Annotated in this window: 15 protein-coding genes; 4 read left to right on the top strand and 11 right to left on the bottom strand. The window is 42.3% G+C overall.

Annotated features, from left to right (window positions below):
* Positions 1–77: 77 nt before the first annotated feature.
* Complete coding sequence (locus tag J5X92_RS11920) at positions 78–503, bottom strand: hypothetical protein (protein ID WP_232363195.1); 426 nt, start codon at positions 501–503, stop codon at positions 78–80.
* Positions 504–683: 180 nt separating this feature from the next.
* Here J5X92_RS11920 and J5X92_RS11915 point away from each other — a divergent pair, with 180 nt between their 5' ends.
* Both J5X92_RS11915 and J5X92_RS11910 read left to right on the top strand, forming a co-directional pair.
* Positions 684–5,102 carry a hypothetical protein gene (locus J5X92_RS11915; RefSeq protein ID WP_208805821.1) on the top strand — a complete coding sequence of 1,473 codons (4,419 nt, stop codon included), beginning with the start codon at positions 684–686 and terminating at the stop codon, positions 5,100–5,102.
* 611 nt (positions 5,103–5,713) lie between these two features.
* A complete protein-coding gene (locus J5X92_RS11910; protein WP_208805820.1) occupies positions 5,714–6,898 on the top strand; it encodes a histidinol-phosphate transaminase in 1,185 nt (394 codons plus the stop codon).
* A 156-nt stretch (positions 6,899–7,054) separates the two neighbouring features.
* Here the strand turns inward: J5X92_RS11910 and J5X92_RS11905 are convergent, their stop codons facing one another.
* The 4 genes from J5X92_RS11905 to J5X92_RS11890 all read right to left on the bottom strand — a co-directional run bounded on the left by J5X92_RS11905 (position 7,055) and on the right by J5X92_RS11890 (position 10,634).
* A complete protein-coding gene (locus J5X92_RS11905; RefSeq protein ID WP_126873385.1) occupies positions 7,055–7,318 on the bottom strand; it encodes a Rho termination factor N-terminal domain-containing protein in 264 nt (87 codons plus the stop codon).
* A gap of 193 nt (positions 7,319–7,511) precedes the next feature.
* A complete protein-coding gene (locus J5X92_RS11900) occupies positions 7,512–7,667 on the bottom strand; it encodes a hypothetical protein (protein ID WP_208805819.1) in 156 nt (51 codons plus the stop codon).
* Between the two features lie 392 nt (positions 7,668–8,059).
* Positions 8,060–9,235 carry a saccharopine dehydrogenase NADP-binding domain-containing protein gene (locus tag J5X92_RS11895; RefSeq protein ID WP_208805818.1) on the bottom strand — a complete coding sequence of 392 codons (1,176 nt, stop codon included), beginning with the start codon at positions 9,233–9,235 and terminating at the stop codon, positions 8,060–8,062.
* A 193-nt stretch (positions 9,236–9,428) separates the two neighbouring features.
* Positions 9,429–10,634, bottom strand: a complete 1,206-nt coding sequence (locus J5X92_RS11890; protein WP_126873232.1) for an aminotransferase class I/II-fold pyridoxal phosphate-dependent enzyme — start codon at positions 10,632–10,634, stop codon at positions 9,429–9,431.
* Positions 10,635–11,056: 422 nt separating this feature from the next.
* Here J5X92_RS11890 and J5X92_RS11885 point away from each other — a divergent pair, with 422 nt between their 5' ends.
* On the top strand, positions 11,057–13,444 hold the full coding sequence (locus J5X92_RS11885; protein ID WP_244360725.1) for a zinc-dependent metalloprotease: 2,388 nt from the start codon (positions 11,057–11,059) through the stop codon (positions 13,442–13,444).
* Positions 13,445–13,646: 202 nt separating this feature from the next.
* Here J5X92_RS11885 and J5X92_RS11880 read toward each other — a convergent pair whose 3' ends face one another.
* Genes J5X92_RS11880 through J5X92_RS11870 form a run of 3 tightly spaced genes read right to left on the bottom strand, consistent with a single transcriptional unit; the run spans position 13,647 to position 17,524 of the window.
* The gene (locus J5X92_RS11880; RefSeq protein WP_208805816.1) at positions 13,647–16,436 is read right to left on the bottom strand and encodes a response regulator; all 2,790 of its coding nucleotides are present in this window, start codon (positions 16,434–16,436) and stop codon (positions 13,647–13,649) included.
* 29 nt (positions 16,437–16,465) lie between these two features.
* On the bottom strand, positions 16,466–16,675 hold the full coding sequence (locus tag J5X92_RS11875) for a hypothetical protein (RefSeq protein WP_129738965.1): 210 nt from the start codon (positions 16,673–16,675) through the stop codon (positions 16,466–16,468).
* Between the two features lie 39 nt (positions 16,676–16,714).
* Entirely contained in the window at positions 16,715–17,524 is an 810-nt protein-coding gene (locus tag J5X92_RS11870) for an SAM-dependent methyltransferase (protein ID WP_126873228.1), read from the bottom strand.
* Positions 17,525–17,812: 288 nt separating this feature from the next.
* Between J5X92_RS11870 and J5X92_RS11865 the strand changes: the two genes are divergently transcribed.
* Positions 17,813–18,112: a hypothetical protein gene (locus J5X92_RS11865; protein WP_013783703.1), complete on the top strand. Its 300-nt coding sequence runs from the start codon at positions 17,813–17,815 to the stop codon at positions 18,110–18,112.
* A gap of 68 nt (positions 18,113–18,180) precedes the next feature.
* Here the strand turns inward: J5X92_RS11865 and J5X92_RS11860 are convergent, their stop codons facing one another.
* From J5X92_RS11860 to J5X92_RS11850, 3 genes are all read right to left on the bottom strand, one after another.
* The gene (locus J5X92_RS11860) at positions 18,181–18,645 is read right to left on the bottom strand and encodes a hypothetical protein (protein ID WP_208805815.1); all 465 of its coding nucleotides are present in this window, start codon (positions 18,643–18,645) and stop codon (positions 18,181–18,183) included.
* A gap of 324 nt (positions 18,646–18,969) precedes the next feature.
* Entirely contained in the window at positions 18,970–19,701 is a 732-nt protein-coding gene (locus tag J5X92_RS11855) for an SDR family oxidoreductase (protein ID WP_126873226.1), read from the bottom strand.
* An 86-nt stretch (positions 19,702–19,787) separates the two neighbouring features.
* A complete protein-coding gene (locus J5X92_RS11850) occupies positions 19,788–20,381 on the bottom strand; it encodes an acyl-CoA thioester hydrolase/BAAT C-terminal domain-containing protein (RefSeq protein ID WP_208805814.1) in 594 nt (197 codons plus the stop codon).
* Positions 20,382–20,547 lie beyond the last annotated feature (166 nt).

Genomic DNA, 20,547 nt, shown 5'->3' with positions numbered 1-20,547 from the left:
GCCAGTAGCTAATAGCGCAGCCTTAGTAAGAAATACCATTTTTGCTGATCTGTCTGCGCGTCGCTTTATGTCTTTAATTATACTGGGGTGAAGTAACATAACCCGTGTTCCTGAATGTCTCTGGGCTTTTTTGCCAGTAGGTATATGCGAAGTGCTGACGTGAAGCGCAGCATGCCATTTTCCGCGCTTATAAATTGTGAAGGTAGCGTGGTTGCATTGCCATTCACGTTATTGACGCCTAGGGGAAGCTGGCCTGAACAAATCGTAAAATAAGCTAGTCCCCCCATATCTACCCATCCTAATAAATTGTCAGGTTTAACAATGAAGCTGTTGTGAGTGAGTAGGTCTGCGTGAAAAGTAATACTCGCACCAAAGACTGGCTTGCTCGCCACCGCAATATCCGCATTAGGGCTTAAGCTAAGTTTATACAAGCCATGATGTTCAGGATGAATGTCGTGGTTTGTATTGCTGTTATTTACTAGCGAGAGCATACACGTAGTCATGTTGGTTTCGGGATAGCTGTAGTGTGGTTTATGTCAGGCAAAATAGCGTTGATATGGATCAAAACGGGTTAAATCTCTGTTTATCGCTTAAGTCGTCATAAATAAACTGTTTAAAAAATGTACAAATTTGGTTGTGTGAGCCATACTTATTTATCTTAATTCGACATGGATGTATGGATTATGCACACAGGCAGACATGAAGCCCTCAAACGTTACAGCCTACTTTTGCTCATTGCTATTTTGGTGGGCTCTGCATACTACTTTCTTCGAATTCAACAGAATGAAATTCAGCAAAACCATGGTTACCTGCGGCAATTAAATGAGGCGGGCAAGAGCCTACAGCAGTCTATTGATATGCTTTTAACAAGCGTGAAAGAGGAGTTTAAGCCTCAAGAAACTAAAAACGAAAGTGGAAATGAGAGCCACAATAGCAATGAAAAAGTCAGTGAGTTTAAAAAGCGTATTAGTTCGAATGAAAACTTTAAACACCTTGTGATAGTGAATAGTACCACTAAAAGTGAAGTAGAAAATGATGTTAGTACCGAAGAACCCACCAGGGTCGAAGCAAATAAAGTTAACAGCGAATTTGACGCAAAATCTCGTATTTTTAAAGTTCATGTAGCGCATAACACGGTAACAGTGCCCATCGCTGACCTTATCTCGAATCATTTAAGCCCGTTTCCATTGCTGGTGATCAGTGATGAGAATGGAGAGGTCATTGCGGAAAAAAGACATAGTAATTTCGCAAAAGCGCTGTCTGATCTTCGCTTTTCAAACGTAGAAGAATTACTGGGCAAACAAGAAAATAATGAAACGGGTAGTAAAGGTAATCTAAAGGCGAGTGATTCTGTAGATAGGCAAATTGCTGGGCTATACCTTCGGGTTTATCGGCAACCCATTACAATAACTGGCTTAAACACTGGAGGTGAAGACGACGCAACGACGCTCTACCTGCTAGCTTTCGTAGAAAAAAAAGAAGTGGTCCTCAATAACCTTAAAATTGGTAACAATACAGCGTTATGGATAGTACTCTTTTTAACACTGCTCGTTGCTACACTTCCTATTCTTAAAATTCAGTACTGTGCTCCCACCTATAGCTATACGCGTTCTGATGTTACCCAATGTATTTTAGGGTTATTTATTTTAGTTGGAGTTGCCACGATTGCGATAAGCGATCAGCTTTTTTTTAGATATTGGCTTCAACAAAAGACCCTAGATTCCACACATATACACAAAATGATAAGTTCAGATTTCGATAAAGAGTTATCGGAACTGTTGTTATTAGATTCTCGTTATTTTAAGAGAAGCCAAAGTGATGTCATTTCAGGCTGTGTAGATTCAGGCGGTAGCGAGAATAGTGTCAACGTGACTGATTTATTGAATTGCTCGCTTATTAATGAGCAATCAGTAGCTGATACCAGCGCTTATTTTATTGAAAACTGGTTCTTGCTTGGCAAAAGCGGTGTGGTGAGTCGCTATAAAGAGAACAGGCCTGACATGATTTTTCGCCCGCATAAAAACCTTCATAACTTTAAAAAAACACCTCTAAATGAACGTGAGTACTATAAACGAGCGTGGAATGGAGGTCTGTGGCGCCTAGACATACAGCTTGTTGGTAAATTTCACTATAACACTACAAGGCGAAAAGTTTGCTGTGAAAAATTGCTTGAATCAACTAACGCTATACCCCAGCAATTTTTCATTGAACGAATACGCAATATCGATGATGCAAGGTTTAATAGCCAATTGGTTTTCGAACATATCGATAAAGATGGGGAAAATGGCACCGGCGAAATAACCAAGCGTGTAAGCTCTATAGGTACGCTACTGACCAGCTTAAATCAGCGCGTAATGCCGAAAAATATAGGGTATGCCGTTATCGACCAAGTGGGGAAAGTGCTCTACCACAGTAACGAAGAGCGAAGTTTAGTGGAGAATTTCGTGGCTGAAAACGGACACGATTTACAGCTTTTAACGACGCTATCCAACTTACAGAATATAGACATTGACCAGCCCGCGCAGCTCCAGTTAGATTATGGCGGAGAAGAACACAGCATGGTTATTGGGCCATTGCACTCTACCATACCTGAATGGGCGCTTGTGGTGTTCTACAACCAAGAAGAAGCGTCGCAGGTTAATATGCTTCTGGTGTTTCTAGCAGTTATCCTTTACTTAACCCTGTTAATTCCCTTAGTACTAATTAGCCGATACATTAGCTCACAAGGTGTGTGGGCGCGTTTGTTTCATTATCAGTACGATGATGAAAATACCGCTATACCTAACCCAAATAGCACTACACCTAACGCAAATGTCATAGGGGGAGAGCGTAAAACTTATCGCTGGTTGGCCTTATGGATTTGGTCTGCTTGCGCTATGCAAATTTTCACCATTGGCATTATCGATACCGTTATTCCACGGTTGGCCTTTTTGTCTTTTACGTTAACGTTCATGCTCATCATTTTGCAATTTATCTTTGTGCCCGTTGAAATAGAGGGTAAGAAATTATCATTAAAGGCTTTAGCATGGCGATACGTAAGCACGCCTGGTTTATTAGTTCGAATGCCGTTCTTTATTCCGTTGGTTTGCTTCGCCTCGCTGTCATTACTGCTTTTATCGGGAGTTTTCACTAATACTGAAAACAGCCATGTATCTCACTCAAGCTACGATTCGCTGTTTTTTCCGCTATTAGGGATCGGATTATTTTTGTTTTCTACCTGCTTAATGTGGATAAAATCAGTCCGCGAGGGAATTGCTGTTCAATCAGATAAAAAACCCAGTAGTTTGTCTGAGTTGAGTAGTCGCGTGCCGAACAGTTACATTTGGTATTTAGCGGGATGCATTTATCTTGTTACGGTTGTACCTACGGTTCTATTAGTGAATAGCGTAAATAGCTACATGCTAGAAGGGCAGGCAACCTTCCAGAACCAACATCTATTAGAGATGCAGCAACATGTCTCATTGGAAAGCCAGCAGTATCGAGCATTAATGTATCAAGAGCCATTGAGCGCAAGAGGCGGGCTACCAGCTGCTAACCCCGAGATCCCCTTCAAGACCATATTCCCGGCATTAGAACGAGAGAATTGGGTAACATTAGATAAAGCTAAAGACTATTCATCGGTATTGAACAACAACACTGATACTTTTATTAACGCTATTGTCAGTAGTTTAGCGTTGCAAACGGATTCTGCAGCCGAGTATCGATTCAAAGCGGGGACTGACATAAAAACAACCAGTAACCACATACTCCATTACTCATCACAACGCTTCATGCGATCATCCAGCGCTTTCTATATTTTACCTGTGCTAATGATTACTGCTGTTTTCGTATTCAGTGTGTTTTGTGCAGCCCTATTGCTTATTAGTCGCAAGCTGTTAGGTGAGCATATTTTTGACAGCTATCGCTTGCGCCCTCCATCTGAAGCAGAAGACAGTGAGTACATTTGGAAACAACTTACACCACAACACTCTGAACGTGTGCAGGTTCAGTTTATTAGCCAACTCAGCCAATCTGACTTAGAAAACGCATTTTTAGCCCACGAACATACAATTTTTGAAAATAAAGTGGGTGATATACAAGATTGGCTCACACGCGTGAAAGAACCCGATTTTGATAAGATAGTAAAAATAGATGAACTTGAAAATACGCCAACCATTATTTTAAAAGGGCTAAACAAAGCACTGCTTGATCACACCGAACGGGATGCCGCATTCGAGCTTATTCAAACCCTTCAAAAACACAAGTGTCACTTGATATTAGTATCTGAAATGTCACCGATGCAGTTACTTAGCCACGCCGAGAGCTTCCCTGCGTTTGAAACTCAACATTTACCGAGTAAAAACGAGTTATGGCAGTGGAGCAAATTACTTCGCAGTTTTTCTATACATTATTATTGGGTAGCCAGTAAGAAAAATACCCTCACCACATCGCCTACCGCCTTTTCGGTACTGGCGCATGAATCTACGCATTGGCCCGATTTACTCGATGTGCAACGGGCGTTTCTGATTTACCATCTAGAAATAAAGCTAAAGCGCTCAGCAGAAAATATTGATGCAGTATTGTCTGCGCTGAATGGCATTAATGTGGCTCACCTAAAAGAGGTGCAGCACGCGCTGAAACTGGACAATTACTGGTCTCCTCAGCAAATTGTTGAGTTTTTTGTTCACCACGCCCGGCCTGCTTATCGCATGCGGTGGGAGCAATGCACCACGAATGAACGGCTCATTTTGTTACAGCTTGCCCAAGGTGCCAAGTTAAACCCAGCCAGTGCTGAAATTATTGGTCATTTACAACGAAGGGGACTAATTTATCGAGATTGCGGATGGCACTTGGTGAATGAGAGCTTCAGGCAATTTGTCATGAGCGCAGAGTCTGCGAAGCACATTGAGGTATGGCTTAAAGAAACGCGGTCGAGTATTTGGCATAATTTGCGACCGCCATTATTTATGCTGGTGGGGCTATTATTTCTGTTAGTGATTTTCAGTGCCAACATTGCCTTCGATTCTATTATTACTACATTAGCGGCAGTGCTAGGAGTATTACCCATGTTAATTACGAATTTGTCTAGCCTTAGAACATTAGAGATATTACCTAAAGACTGATCAATAAAAATGCTGAAGGATGATCAGAAAAAGCCGTTTTTTTCTAAATCTTCATATGCACCACAATGCACCAACACGTAGCATGATGTTCATCGTATTCGGTGCGCTTAAATGAGCTTGGGGATCAAGCAGCTCAATAGGGGGAAAGTATACAAAAAAGTGAACTGCAACTCATGTTTAGGCGCGTCTTTTAAGCCGAAAGATTTTAAAAAATAGAGGGAGGCTTGTAGTCAGGACGATAAAAACATTGCTGCTAAAATAGGCTATTTTCTTTTGATTTCTATGATAATAGTGTCAAACGTGAATGATGAAAATGCGTCTCGAATCCCCTTTCTTGGTAAAAAACGGACGAAATTCTAGCGTAATAAAACCTTATGCTCCGCTATAGCAAAATATCAGGTTTTCACCGCATTGTATGTGGATTGTCCGACATCTGATTTAAAGAATAATTAAAATATCAATGTAGCAGTTAGTAAGTGATGTACATTTTTGAGCACTGTGCGCACTAAATAAGTGCAATGAATTCAGTGGGTTACTAAAAATTCTCTCTTGCATGCCCGCTTGTTACCCATTAATCTAAAGTTCGGTGTACTTATTAGGCATAGTGGCAAATGAAACAAGAATTAAAAAATAATCCATCAGTTAACTCATCACGTCGTAATTGGTTAAAGTCAGTAGGTATAGGTGCAGGTGCAGTTGCACTAACAGCATGCGTAGACTCTAGTATTAAAGAACTTAGCGCAGCAGGTATGAAAACGGATCACTTTCCTACTGCTACCCCTAATGTAAGCGACGGCCTTGTTCGTTTATCGTCTAATGAAAACGCCTTTGGCCCTTCAGCTAAAGCGGTAGATGCCATGCAAGGTGAATTATTCAACTTAGCACGCTATTCAGATGCAACGGTGGATGTGCTTAAAAGCAAAATTGCTGCACAAGAAGGGGTATCTGAAGATCAAATTATTGTTACCAATGGCTCTTCTCCCATTTTATTTGGCTACGCCGATTGGATTACAAAAAATGGTAATAAACTGGTAACGTCTATGGCTACTTACGAGGGTGTACCTCGTGGCGCAGAATTCATGGGCGCTGACGTAACTTACGTTCCGCTAGATGCTGATATGAATTTCGATTTAGACGCGATTGAAGCTGCGGTTACTGAAGACACCACTGCCGTATATATTTGTAACCCTAATAACCCGACGGGTACAGTGGTAGATGCGGCTAAGCTTACCGCGTTTGCAAAACGGGTATCTAAAAAGGCGCAGGTATTTATCGATGAAGCGTATATCGAAATGTCAGACGCTTATCCAGCTAATGTACAATCAAAGTTAGTGGCCGAAGGGCATGATGTGGTTATTTGCCGCACTTTCTCTAAAATTCATGCCATGGCAGGCCAACGCTTAGGTTATGCCATTCTACCCGCTGAACAAGCAAAACAATTAGGTGGCATGTTGCGTATGGGTGGTGTGAACTACTTAGCATTAGTTGCGGGTATGGCTAGCATGGAAGATCATGCAAACCTAAATACCATGCGTACAAGGGTAAAAGTAGAACGTGAGAAGCTAACGGCCGCTGCTGAATCGCTAGGCCAGGCTTATGCGAAAAACCCGCAAGGCAATTTCATCTATATGGATACCGGTATGCCGCACGACGAGTTTGCAAAGTTAATGAAAGCGCAAGGAATTAAAGTAGTTGGCCGTACATGGCCTGGCTACGACACATGGTCACGAATCAGTGTAGGTATTCCTGAAGAAACGGATGCGTGCGTAAAAGCATTAAAAACGGTTTTAGCATAAGTTTGTAACGCAATATAAAGACTAAATGCTGGTGGTTTTGTTGATACCTCTATGGGGTACGACAACAGCAAAACCATCGGCTTTTTACCTTACCTTTACTAATACGCATTAGCATTCAAAATACGCTTTCTCTAGTAAAGCACCCTCAATGCAGTATCAATGATGTCGTAGCGCATCAATAAGCTCACTTTTACTCATGGTTGAGCGACCTGAAATACCTACTTCTTTAGCTTTGTCGTAAAGCTCTTTCTTGGTACGTTCTTCATATTTTTTACTTTCACCACCTTTTTTCGAGGGCGATTGCTCATCGTTGGCTTGCGCGTTGGCAATTCTGGCCGATTTTTCTTTGCTGTAGCCTTTATTCCGAAGCGCTTCATACGTGTCGTCGTTCTTAATCTGGGCTGCGTGTTGCTTAGCCATAGTATTCTCCTTTACTTTTTTCTCATCGGTAGGTAGCAGAAAAGCCGATAAGGTTAATTAAGTCTTACTTTGTATACTTCAACTCGGCAATTTTGGTGCACTGATAGATAAAAGGTAATGAGCTAATACAGAAGCTAATACAGAAGCTAATACAGAAGCTAATACATAAGCAAATAAGCGGAATAGACCCTACTTATCCATCGCTGTTTCCATCATTATTTGCATCAGAAATGGTATCAACATCAGGGGATGTTAATGTGGCATTAGTGGTTTGCTCATCGTCGTTGTTGTCTGAACCGCAGCCATATAAGCTGCTTAACGTAACGGCTAAAAACGCTAATTTTTTCATAATATGTCCTGTAACTGCTTATTTAAAAAACAAACATGCTCATTAAAAAAATGGGGAGATTGATTGCTATTTGAACCTTCAAATCCTTTGAAGCATTTATAATTACTTTTAATTTCTTCAGACGTTTGCATACCGAGGGCAAGGAGCGGCGAGGGGGCAGGCATCTTGTTGTTCAAAGATTAGGAGTGAATAAGACGAAATCTGTTCAAATCTTTACACTTTGTTGACAATTTTTGCTTTAAGTAACTGAGAAGGGCAGAAAGGAAAACAGTAGAAGGGCTTACAAATAAAAATGTCGCTGAGGGATAAAGAGCAAACCTTCGAAAAACAAAAACGCCGCGTGCAGGGCGAGCCGCAGCGGCGTTTCAAAAGCTTTTCTTTAAAAAAGAAATTTACTTCTCTACGTTAAACGTAAGCCCTGCTTTTTCAGTGAGGCGAGAAATCAACTTATCACCCAATGCAGATGCAGGTGTAAAGAAGCCGCCAGAAAGTGACACATCTTTACAAAGGCAAAGGGCAGATTCTGAAATCATTTTGCTGGTTGAGCCATAACCCGGGTCTTTGTCACCAGTTACTGATACCGCAAGGGTATCGCCATTAGTTGCTTCACCGATAAACATAACATCGTAAAACCCATTTTCCCGCTCTTCTTTACTTGGGCCTTCACCAGGCTTAGGGCCACCCTCACCACCTAATGATTTGTCTTGGGCAACATGGTTCGCCATCGCTTCGCCTTTCTCGCCAGGGCCAGTAAGCATCATCTCATCATACTGAAAGGTTTTGCCGTAAGCGAAGTTTGCCAAGTAATTAGAACGGTGTACGTTCTTGGTATTAATAGCCGCCATAATAAATGGCGCAGCCCACGAACCTAAAGACTCGTCGTAGTATGGCTTGGTGCCATCTGGCTGTGGGTGACTTTGGTTAGCATCAGCAAGCGAGAACGGATTAATCAGTGCAGACATAATCGATTTGTCTTTATGTGCTGCTACCATAGTAGCTTTTAAGCTGGCTGCTGTACCACCTGAAAACGTACCCTGCATTTTTCTTACACGGCCTTTTACGTATTCAATCGCGGCGCCGGTTTGCTTTTTAGCGTGTTCTTGTAAGAAGTGAACCCCCAAATCGAAAGGTACAGAGTCGAACCCACACGAAAAAACAATATTGGCACCAGTATCTTTTGCTTTGGCTTCATATTTGTTGATCATCTGGTGCATCCACGCAGGCTCACCACATAAGTCGGTATAGCCCGTGCCGTTGTCAACGCAGGCAGAGAGTAATTTTTCACCGTAAATTTGGTAAGGCCCTACCGTGGTTAATACCACTGATGTGCGCTTAGTCAGCGAATCTAGTGCAGCGTCGTCATCACCATCTGCAATAATACTTACCACATCTTCGCTAATATCTAATTCGGCTTTAACATCCGCAAGCTTGGCTTCGTTGCGCCCGGCAATAGCCCATTTTACGCTGCTGTCGCTGCCATACTGGCTTTGGAAGTATTCAGCTACCAATTTACCAGTGAAGCCCGTAGCACCAAAAATGACTACATCGAATTCCCGTTGATCACTCATAAATATCGTGTCCTATTTTATTTTTCATGGAAAACTTACGTGCAACCAATATACGCAATCCATTCAGGTTAAATTATTTTTTTAGGTAATAATTGAGTATTGATTTGGGTGTGAATGCACACGTAATTTACCACCCAGTATTTAATGCGCAGTACTTGCTAAAACAAAATAGACAGAGGCGAATAAATAGCGGTTAGCGAAGGTAGGGTTTAACAAATCGTTTCATACGGGTTAAGCCTTCTTTTAAACGGCTTATCTCTGTGGCAAACGACAGCCTTACATAACGAGTAGCATTATGTTCGCCAAAGTCGTCACCGGGTGTTAATGCCACATATTCGGTTTCTAATAAACGGTCACAGAACTCAATGGCGGTAAGACCAGTAGGTTCAATATTGATGTACGCGTAAAACGCACCATCTGGTGTCGCGTCAATACTTAAGCCCATGTCTGCAATGGCGTCCAGCACAAACGAAGCACGTGTTCTCAGTTGTGCTTTTTTCTGTTCACATTGGGCAAGTGACTCCGATGTAAAGCACGCTAGCGCAGCTTGCTGGGCTAGGGTAGAGGGGCAAATAAATAGGTTTTGTGCTAATCGCTCCATAACTTGGGTCATACCCTCGGGTACCACACACCAACCTAAGCGCCAGCCTGTCATACCGAAGTATTTGGAAAAGCTATTAATCACAATAGTATTGTTGTGCAAGCGCTCATTCGCCAAAACCGTGTTAAGTGGGGCAGGTTGCTTTGCAGCAGAAGGCGAGCTATCGCGTAAATCTAAGTTGAGATAGATTTCATCAACAATAAGAAATCCATCATTTTGCTTGCAGGTTTCACCAATACTATATAGTTCCTTTTCTGCAATAGCGGTGCCGGTTGGGTTAGCCGGGCTAGCGATAAGCACGCCTTTGGTTTTACTATCCCAATGGTGTGTTACATCGTCATGGGTTAACTGAAATTGTTGCTTGCTAGAAGTCGGCACTAACGTAACTTCGCCGCCAAAGGTGTTTAAAAATCGACGATTACAAGGGTATGAAGGATCGCCAAGTATTACCTTATCGCCGTTCTCAACGAGCGCTGCACTCACTAATAATAAAGCCGCTGATGCGCCAGCGGTAACTACAATGCGCGAAGCTGGAATATCAACGTTGTGCTGAGTTTTATAGAACTGGGCAATGGCGCTACGAAGTTCAGGTAAGCCTAATGCTGAAGTATACGGGTAATCAGCTTGAGACAACGACTGCTTCATAGCCTCAACAACCGGCGTGGGCGCGCCGAAGTCAGGCTCACCCAAGTTTAACCGAATAACATCGTGTCCTTGATTGCTAAGCGCAGTGGCTTTTTCACCATAGGCCATGGCTAAAAAAGGGGATAGGGTGGTGGCTCGAGTAGCGTACTTCAACATGCTTTCTTACAACGTGGGGTAACAATGCCCCGTACTATATCAATTGTGCCAACCTAATTTCCAACAAAGTCGCCATATCTAATAGCAAAAGCAGGTAGCGTTAGCCAGCTGCAATGACCAATAGCGGTTCTAGTCGCGATTTTTAATAGCAATCAATACAAGCATTAACCATCTGCGACTAGGTTAGAACCTTACCCATTAAAAATTCACGCAATAGTCAGTGTTTTTCGATGAATAGCCATATGCATAATCAAACACTTACGATAGGGTAGATAAGGTATAAGTTGAGATGATATAAAAAGTAAAATACAGCGTTGGCGTTATTTAAAAGGAAATCAGTCGTGTTGGTCGAAAACAAACAAAGTAATAAAAAGGCTAGGGTTGAGAAGCGCTTCTCGTGCAGCGCTATACGGTGGTTCATGGTTGTGGTCGTGTCTGCTGTTTTCGCGACACCTGTGTGGGCAGCGTTACCCACCATTAGCGAATTTACCAAAGAGATGTCAGCCAAAGATGGCCTCATCCCCGTGTATTATGATGATGAAACTGACAAAGTGTATTTATCGATACCTAATGATGAGCAGCAGTTTTTATTTCAAAGCAGCTTACCTTACGGCGTAGGCTCTAACGATATTGGTTTAGATAGAGGCCAGTTAGGGCGCACTCGCTTAATTGCCTTCGAACGCTTTGGCAATAAGCTGATGCTGAAGCAGTTAAATACTAAGTACCGTGCAGCCCATGGCAGCGCTGCTGAAAAACAAAGTATTAGTGAAGCTTTTGCAAGTTCGGTATTAGCAGGTTTTGTGATAGTTGCGAAAAGTGATAATGCGAATTTAATCGACTACACACCTTTCTTGTTCAGCGATATTCACGGCATCGGTAACCGGCTAGCAGCTAAAAAACAAGGCAGCTTTAAAGCAGACAAAAGCCGTAGCGGAGTATATTTACCGCGCACAAAGGGGTTTGAGAAAAACACCGAGCTTGAAGCTTTAGTCACGTTTGCTGGCAGCAAGCCGGGTAACTATTTGACAGATGTCGCGCCAGATGCAGAAAACCTTTCGGTACACCTTCATCATTCATTTGTTGCATTACCTGACGATGGCTATACACCACGGGCTTATCATCCCTACTCAGGTTATTGGAAATTCCGCTATTTCGATTACTCTACGGCAATTAATGAGCCTACGGAGCAGCGCTTTATTACACGCCACCGTCTCGCCAAGGTATCACCACATGCGCCTATGAGCGAAGCGGTTGAACCTATTGTGTATTACCTAGACCCAGGTATTCCAGAACCGGTGATGTCCTCATTAAAAGAAGGCGCCAGCTGGTGGAACCAAGCTTTCGAAGCGGCAGGTTATCAAAATGCCTTTCAGGTGAAAGTGTTGCCCCAAGATGCCGATCCCATGGATGTACGTTACAACGTGATTAACTGGGTGCATCGGGCTACCCGAGGTTGGTCTTATGGTTCGTCCGTGGTCGACCCTCGCACGGGTGAAATTATTAAAGGCCATGTGACGCTGGGCTCACTGCGTGTTCGCCAAGACTATTTAATCGCACTAGGGCTTACCAGCCCATTTTCTGGTGACAATGCTAGCTCACCTGAACAAGAAGCCATGGCGTTAGATCGCATCAAGCAGCTCTCTGCCCATGAAGTAGGGCATACCTTGGGCATAGCACACAATTTTGCGGCCAGTGAAAACGACTTGGCTTCCGTGATGGATTATCCACACCCGCGCATTACCCTAAAAGGCGATAGAATTAGCCTTGAAGGGGCTTACGAAAAGGGCATAGGTGCCTGGGATAAACACGCTATTGTTTATGGCTATCAAGAATTTGGTTCTCTCAATGAAGAAGCCGAAGGTTTGGCTAAGCAAATTGTTAAAACTCGTAATCAAGGACTGGCATTTAAGTCAGATTCTGATACCCGAAGTTCACGTCATAGTTCGGCAAACGGACACATGTGGGAAAACGGTGCCGATCCGCTAGATGCTTTCGATGAAATCTCCGCGGTCAGGCGGCATGCGCTTGATCAACTGGGAATGGATACACTGAAACCCAATGCTAGCTTGTCGTCACTAGAAAATGCGTTAGTGCCAATTTATTTGCTTCATCGCTTTCAATTAGAAGCGGTAGCAAAACAAGTGGGAGGCTTGATTTACGAATACGAGCGTAAGGGCGATTACACCACGCCACAAGGTCAGCAAGACGTTGCACCACAGGTACAGCAACGTGCCATGCAGCAGCTTATTACTGCCACTACCGTGCCTTATTTAACTATTCCTGAAAGCGTATTAGCACTCATTCCGCCCACTGCGTACGGTGATGATGTTACCCGTGAGCATTTTCAGGGAAAAATGGGGCTTATGCTCGACCCAGTATCAGCAGCTGCCTCTGCCAGTGATTTTGCATTGTCGTTATTACTACACCCAGAGCGTTTGAATCGTTTAGCGTGGCAAAGTAGCCGAACAAAAGCACTCGTGGGTGTGGAAGGGCTAGTACGCCAGATATTAAACGTGCATTGGTATCGCGCTAAACACAAACGCGGGGCTAAGCGCGATTTGGTTGCTTCACGTCTACAGTTAGTTGCATTGAATGCCATAATGAAAGCCGTAACAAACCCAGCATTAGCACCAGAAGCTAAAATGGCGATGCACAGTGCGTTGCTTGAGTTCGATGAATGGCTAGATGATGATAGCGATAGAGACGCTGATGAAGTTTTGCATAAGTACTTCGATACTTACTGGAAATCAGGTCATTGGTCTGGGGCGTTTGATGTGAAGCCGTTGCCACCGGGTTCACCTATATAGTTTTATTTCAACAACGCTGAAATTTAGGTGTGTACTTTTGCTAACGCCTAAAACTCAACAGCTAACACGTAAACATAAATAAAAAGCGGTTAACCTAAAACAGGTTAACCGCTTTTTTTTCCTAGCGTTGTTTGTGTATGTGTTCTTAAATTTAAGGTTGTTATTGAGCTTGTTGAGGCTCGTTTTTTTCTAAATGTTAGGCTTAAGTTTCTTTTACAAACTGCTCACTTAATACCTGATACAAATACTCAGGCTTAACGGGTTTTACAATATGCGCATTCATGCCCACGGCGAAGCTTTTTTCTATCTCTGTTTGCATAGCGTGTGCTGTCATCGCCACAATTGGAACATCTAGCTTTAACTCTTCTCTGATTTTTTGAGCAGCAGTTAACCCGTCCATCACAGGCATTTGCATATCCATCAAGACAAGATCGAAAACGTTCTCTTGCTCCAACATTTGCATAGCAATTAAGCCATTTTCTGCAACACTGACCTTGGCCTTAGTATCGGCTAAAAACAGTTTGGCAACTTTACGATTTATCGCATCATCTTCTACCAAAAGGATATTTTTATCAGAAAAATCGGGTGACGCTTTAGCTTCACTTTCTAACGATGCCATTTGAGGTTTGCCCCGAGTAGACATTCTCAGTAAGCAATTCTGCAACGAGCTACTATTAACCGGTTTCTGTAGATAGTACTCTACGCCCACTGGTCGCCCGAGGGTTTTAAGTGATTCAATATCATAAGCTGACAACATCGCAATATTAGGCTTACCTTGACTGAACTCTTGATTAATAATTGAGGCTAACTCGATGCCATCAATGTCCGCCATTTTCCAATCAATAATGATTAAATCATACGGTACATTACTTGCCACAGCGGTACGCAGGTACATAAGCGCTTCTTTACCACCAGTGGCCAAATCTGGGTTAATATTGATGCGCAGTAACGCTTCCGCTATTGCTTGTCTTGAAAGCATAGTGTCGTCAACCACCAACACTTTTAAGTCGGATAACGTTAGGTTTCCTAACGTAGTGGGTTGTGGCAGTTGATTATGCTGCTCAACTAACACAGTGAAAAAGAAAGTAGCGCCTTGACCAAGCTTACTCTCTACCCATATTTCCCCGCCCATTAGCGAAACAAGGTGCTTACAAATTGATAAGCCCAACCCCGTTCCGCCATATTTACGGGTAATGGATTCATCAGCTTGCGTAAAGGCATCGAACAGTGATTCTATCTGATTTGTTGAAAGGCCAATTCCCGTATCTTTTACTGAGAACTCAAGTAAAACGCCGTGTTCAGAGTATTTTTTATTAACCGATACGAATACCATCCCTTCGTCAGTAAACTTAATGGCATTGCTTAGCAGATTATTCAGCACTTGCTCAATACGCAGGGCATCACCAGAGACTTGAAGGGGAACGTCTCTTGCCACGTACTGTAACAATTCAATACGCTTTTCTTTAGCATTTATCCCGTGTAACCGAATGACTTGCTCGACCAGCTTGTCGAGTTCAAAAACCTCAGATTCAATATTAAGTTTTCCCGCTTCAATTTTTGAAAAATCTAGCACATCGTTAATTACCCCTAGTAGGGTTTGTGACGACTGTTCAATTTGGGATAGATTGGTTTTCTGCTCTTCATTAACAACAGATTTTTGCGTTAGCTTTGTAAGCCCCACTATGGCGTTCACTGGTGTTCTAATTTCGTGGCTCATACGGGCTAAAAATTCTGATTTCGCGTCGGTGGCATTTTGTAGGTTTAACGCAAGCTCTCGCAATTCTCGCTTCTGTTTAAGCGTAATAACAAACATAAAAAATAAAAGAATAGCGACGCAGCAAATAGTGACAATGATGTACACCTGAAACGTACTATTTTGTTCTGACAGTTGTTGACTAAGTTCTAATTCAGTAATTTTTTGTATCTTTTGATCGGTTTCTAAACGGGCTCTGTTAAACGCTAGTTGCTCCGATTGGCGGGTATCAAAGACCTGCTGCTTCAATTCTGAATGTTGCAAAAGAAATTGATAGGCATCGCGATATTGGCCCTTAAGTAGCGCAATATTGGCTTGCATCTTTAAGCCTTCATACTGATATTCAGTAATGTCTAAATCTTGTGCAATGGATAAGAGCTTCAAAACCGTTTGGGTGGCTTCATCAATGCGCTCTAATTTGAGTAAAACCTCTGACTGCAATGTCAGCCCCGCTAGCTCACGTTGGCGATGCTTCCCAGCAATTGCATGATCGATAATATTTTCCGTAACCGCAAGCGCTTCTTCATGGTTACCTAATTGCAGGTAAGTTTTTGCCAAATAGAAATTTAAGATTGGCGCGAATTTGTCGGGGTTAGTATTTACTCGGTCAATCAACGACTTCGCTTGCTCTATTTCTCCCTTAGCCAGTAGGCCAGACACAATGAAACCGTAGCCTTGTTCCTCGTAATAGGTGTTGCCGCGTTTAATTGATTCGGCGACCAGTTGTTCACCTGTATTTATTAAGTTATCGGCCCATTGATTGGATTTAGCATACAAATTCCCTATAGCTTGTAGCGTGTTTTGTATGTAGCTGGTGTCTAACGACTGATGAATACTCAGGCTGTTAAGCAGTAACTCTAGAGATTCACCATATAAATCAAAGAAATAAGTGATTATTCCTTGTCGTCTTAACGCTTCGGCAAGTTGCAATTGGTTATTAGCTTCTGTGGCTAGTTTTTTTGCCTGGGTGGCCATTTCATAAGCCAGCTTATAATTACCCTCAAGAATATACGAATGACTTTTTAGGTTAAGCAAGTGAGCTTCATAGGCTGGAAGGTCTTTGTCTGCTAGATACTTTTCGGCTTGATTAAGGAGTTTCTTTGCGAGCGTGGGGTTAACAAATACATTCTTATCGGCAGTTTGCAATACCTTCTCAATATCGACAGTTACGTCTTGAGAAAACACAGAAAAACTGGGCAGTGCTAAAAGCACTACCCACAAAAGACACCACAATCTCATAAAATTAAATCCATATAGCCAGTATCAACTTATTTAGAGTGACTGATTTCTAAGTTGTCTGCGCCTTCAGCTTCACATCGGTTTTTTATCGCTGCAACATCGTTTTTTGCGCATATTTGGACATCTTCGTTAGATAAACCAAAAGCTTCAGCAGTACCCTTAGGATCGCTGACATACTGTTGTTTCAACTTTTCATCTTTATCCATAGCAATCAAAAACTTTACTAACAAATCGTTCATTTTTTATTCCTTTATTTTATGTAGTTAGAAACTTACGTTTTAGCCAAACAACTTTTGTTCAAAAAGGGCAGGGGTTAAATCTAGTTCTGCCATCGATTTCATATCAAAATCTGGTAATCCTTTAGAAGGGATAACCAACGTAGTGATAGGTTTTGGTATTACTGCCGCTAAATCTTTTAGCTCAAGGTATTCTATTCGAGGAGCTGCAATGGGGATGGTAGAGGCTTCATAAACTATAATGGTGTGCTGAGGAGAAAAATATTTCAACAATTCATTTTTAAGCTGCATTAAGCCTGGGTGCGATGTTCGGTGTTTGTTATGCGTGAAATCGGCGATACTGCCAATCTGCCAGATAATCTGCATCATATGAGGGTCTAAGGTGTATTGCCTAAGCAGAAACTGAGTCGCCTCATACGACTGACATCCATAATGTGCGGGATCTAGCCCTAAATCAGCAACCAAGCAGTCTTCGGCAGAAATCCCTGGTAACATTTCGGCATCATAACCTTCATCTTTTAATTGTTTGATGGCCTCATGTGAGGGATTTACAAATACCCCAGGGTGACCATAAAACGCCGCCACCACCTTTTTTCCTGCCTTGACTTCATCAACAATGCGTTGCGTCATTTTTTGGTAGGTGAGTGCCCGAGATTTGCCTTGCTCATAAAGGTGACGTAAACACACCACATTCGCGTTAATCATTTGCAGATTGATTAGCGCCGACTGTGTTACAACGCTCAATACGATATCAGCTGTTTTAAGTAGGCTTTCCGTAATTAAGGTCATTTGGCCAGATACAGTAATACCTGTACCTACAACTACCAAAGATCCTTTTTTATCTACGTTCATTTCATCCCTTTCCATTGAAATTTGGCTATGTATAGCCTTTATTGAATATAAAGGAAAATATACCCATTGTTAATTACTTTGTCATAATAACCGATATGGTTTCGAAGTTGTGAACGAGGGCCTATCAATAAATATTGATAAACTATCGTTGGTGGCCAGGATATGTATCTAAAACAGGGTTATTTCAAAGCGCTTTATCGCCCAATTTAAAAATGATATTGTACTCAAAGAGAACTAAATATTGTATACCAAATTGGTAAATAACGTTAGTTAATTTAGGGGCTTACAATGATTACACACCATGGTGTGACGATAACCGGTTCAGTTACAAGAAGCGCAGCTTTATGGTTAGTGGCACTGGGCGCATTATCCACACTGTCTGCTTGTACTTTTAGTCACGATCCTAGTGCCAAAGCCGAGAAGTCAGTTTGTGTAGCAGTTTTAACGAATTCACTCAATTGCGAAAATGAACCACTGGCTTATAACGAAACCAATCCTCATAGTGAATTTGACCAGCAAATGCTTCCGGTCAATCAGCGTGAAGGCATGCTTGAAAGTGAGTTCGAAGATAACAGACGTAATCGATAGCGCTAATACCGCGTTGCCTTTATCTTTTGATAACATGCAACGCGCTGGGTTAATGTTCAATAATCTACTTATGGCTGATAAGGTAGTGAGGATTGATGCAAAATGATACGCACCTTGCCATCGTCACATTGCTTAAAGACAAAGCTTTTATTCACAAAAATGTGACTGTCGTCATCCCCAATAAAGTGAACATTACACTGCACAATGGCTAATTCGCCGTTAAGAATAAAGTCTTCTTTGCTGTACCATACTTTCACCCAAGGCTTGAGCTTAAAACCATTGTCGTTGGGGTAATCGCTGTTTCCACCCACAAAATATGATAGCGCGCCTTCTTTCGTAGGGCGGAACGTTTGCCGACCAAACGTCAAGGTAGGTTTAAACAAAACATGACCATTGTCATAATCGTAGCTGTCAGAGAGCACCTGAAGAGAGAACGCTTGCACGTCTCCACCTTCGGTATGTACTTTCCCAACTTTTACAACATTGTCGCACCACGTTTGTAGCGCAGTATGCACCATCTCTTTAGTAAACATAATGTATACCTCTCTTTTAGAATATCGTTGAGTTGGTTTTAAAGCTGGTTACCAAATTTTAAAACGGTTTCGTCTTTTGCGCAAAACGCCAGCAACGTTTCTGCACGTTGTAAAAATATAAACGAAACACATAAATGCGTTAAAAAACAGATACTGTAATACAAATTGCGATTTTTGTTATGTGATATCATCACGCTTGTAGCTTAAATAATTGGCTATAGTTAGCAATAATATTTGGAGATAGCTTTTATCTATCAAGGAGAAATTCACTCGAATTTTTTACTGCGTATTAATCGCATAAATGTAGTCTGTGATTATTCTAACTTATCTACCACCCGCAATATCAATAAATGAACCTGTAACGTAAGATGCTTCATCTGATAATAACCATGCGATAGCATCTGCTACTTCCTGTGTATTGCCTCCGCGTCCCATCGGAATTTGTGAGCTTAGGCGATTTACGCGATCTGGCTCACCTCCGTCTGCATGTATATCGGTGGCAATAAAGCCTGGGCGCACGCTATTGACTCTAATATTTTGGCTAGCAAGCTCTAATGACATTCCGGTAGTAAGCGTATCCATAGCACCTTTCGATGCAGCATAGTCTACGTATTCAAACGGGGCTCCTGTTCGAGATGCAACAGAAGAAACGTTCACAATGGCGCCATCATATTGAACTTGTTTCACAAAAGCTTTCGAGCAAAGAAAAGCGCTTAGTACATTAATAGTCAGAATTGTTGTGAAGCGCTCGGCACTAATTTCTGAAAATGCAGTTTTTGTAAAAAGCACACCTACATTGTTCACCAGATGCGTAACGGTGCCGAACTCAGCGTTAACCTTGTTAAACATGCTTTGAACTTCTGCCTCTTCTGAGACATCCGCTTTATGAGTAATTGCAACGCCGCCACTGCTGTTAATTGAAGTGCATAAAGCTTTAGCAAGGTTTTCATTCTTCAAATAGTTAATGCAAACGTGGTAACCCTTTTTAGATAGCGTAAAAGCGGTAGCGGCACCAATACCTCTACTAGCCCCAGTTATAATCGCAACTTTTTTCAACTTTCAGTCCCTGTTTGTCTAGCTCGCCACTGTAGCGTATTTGAATTGGATTGAACCAACCCTAGGTCGATTTAGAGAATTATTCTTTATTGTTTGCCGGCGATGCTGTTTACAAAGTGTCTGTACAAGTCTTCTGAGGCGTTAAGCATCTTGTAATCTAACAGATGGCCTAGTTTTGGGTAATCAATATGCTTACAACGAGACCGTTCATTTTCTATCATACGTTGGCAGATTGAAGCCGCCATAGAAGAGGACGGCCATATTTCATCCATTCCCCCCGAATAAAGCACAACATTTCCGCGAATATTTTCAACAGGGATTGTCGCACTTCCTCCATCCGTTCTATTTTGTAAAGATTGGGTATATAGGTCTAACAACCCTTCAACAGGTCCGGTTGGATTGAAGGCAACAAAGGGTAATCCCTTTTGGTTGTGACTCCAGCTTGAGCCAGGTACCGTTTGCCAATCATCTAGAATGCCTGCCCACACCACTGAGCTTGGTGCAATCGCGATTACACGATCAAATACAGTGTCGCGGGACGCAAGCAGCAACGCCAACTCGGCGCCTTTAGACCATCCGATGAGCGTGATATGTTTTCGCGCAGGGTGTTTTTGTTTTAGCCAAGCTGTCGCTTTTTCGAAATAGGAGAGGGGAATTTCTTCTAATTCTTTGGGAAGCATATCGGCTTTGAAATAAGCAATGGCTAACGTAGGGTGACCATTATTGGCGATGACCTTAGCAAGCTTCGTAGGAATGCCGCCCTCTGAACCAGGGTGAGATCGTGAATATTTATTGACCAGTTGGCGGAAACTAAACGATCAGTTTGACGATCCGGTTTAGTCGTGA

The sequence above is a fragment of the Alteromonas sp. K632G genome (assembly GCF_017653625.1).
In the GTDB taxonomy this organism is placed as follows: Bacteria; Pseudomonadota; Gammaproteobacteria; order Enterobacterales; family Alteromonadaceae; genus Alteromonas; species Alteromonas naphthalenivorans.
This window is presented reverse-complemented; position numbering and strand designations above follow the sequence as displayed.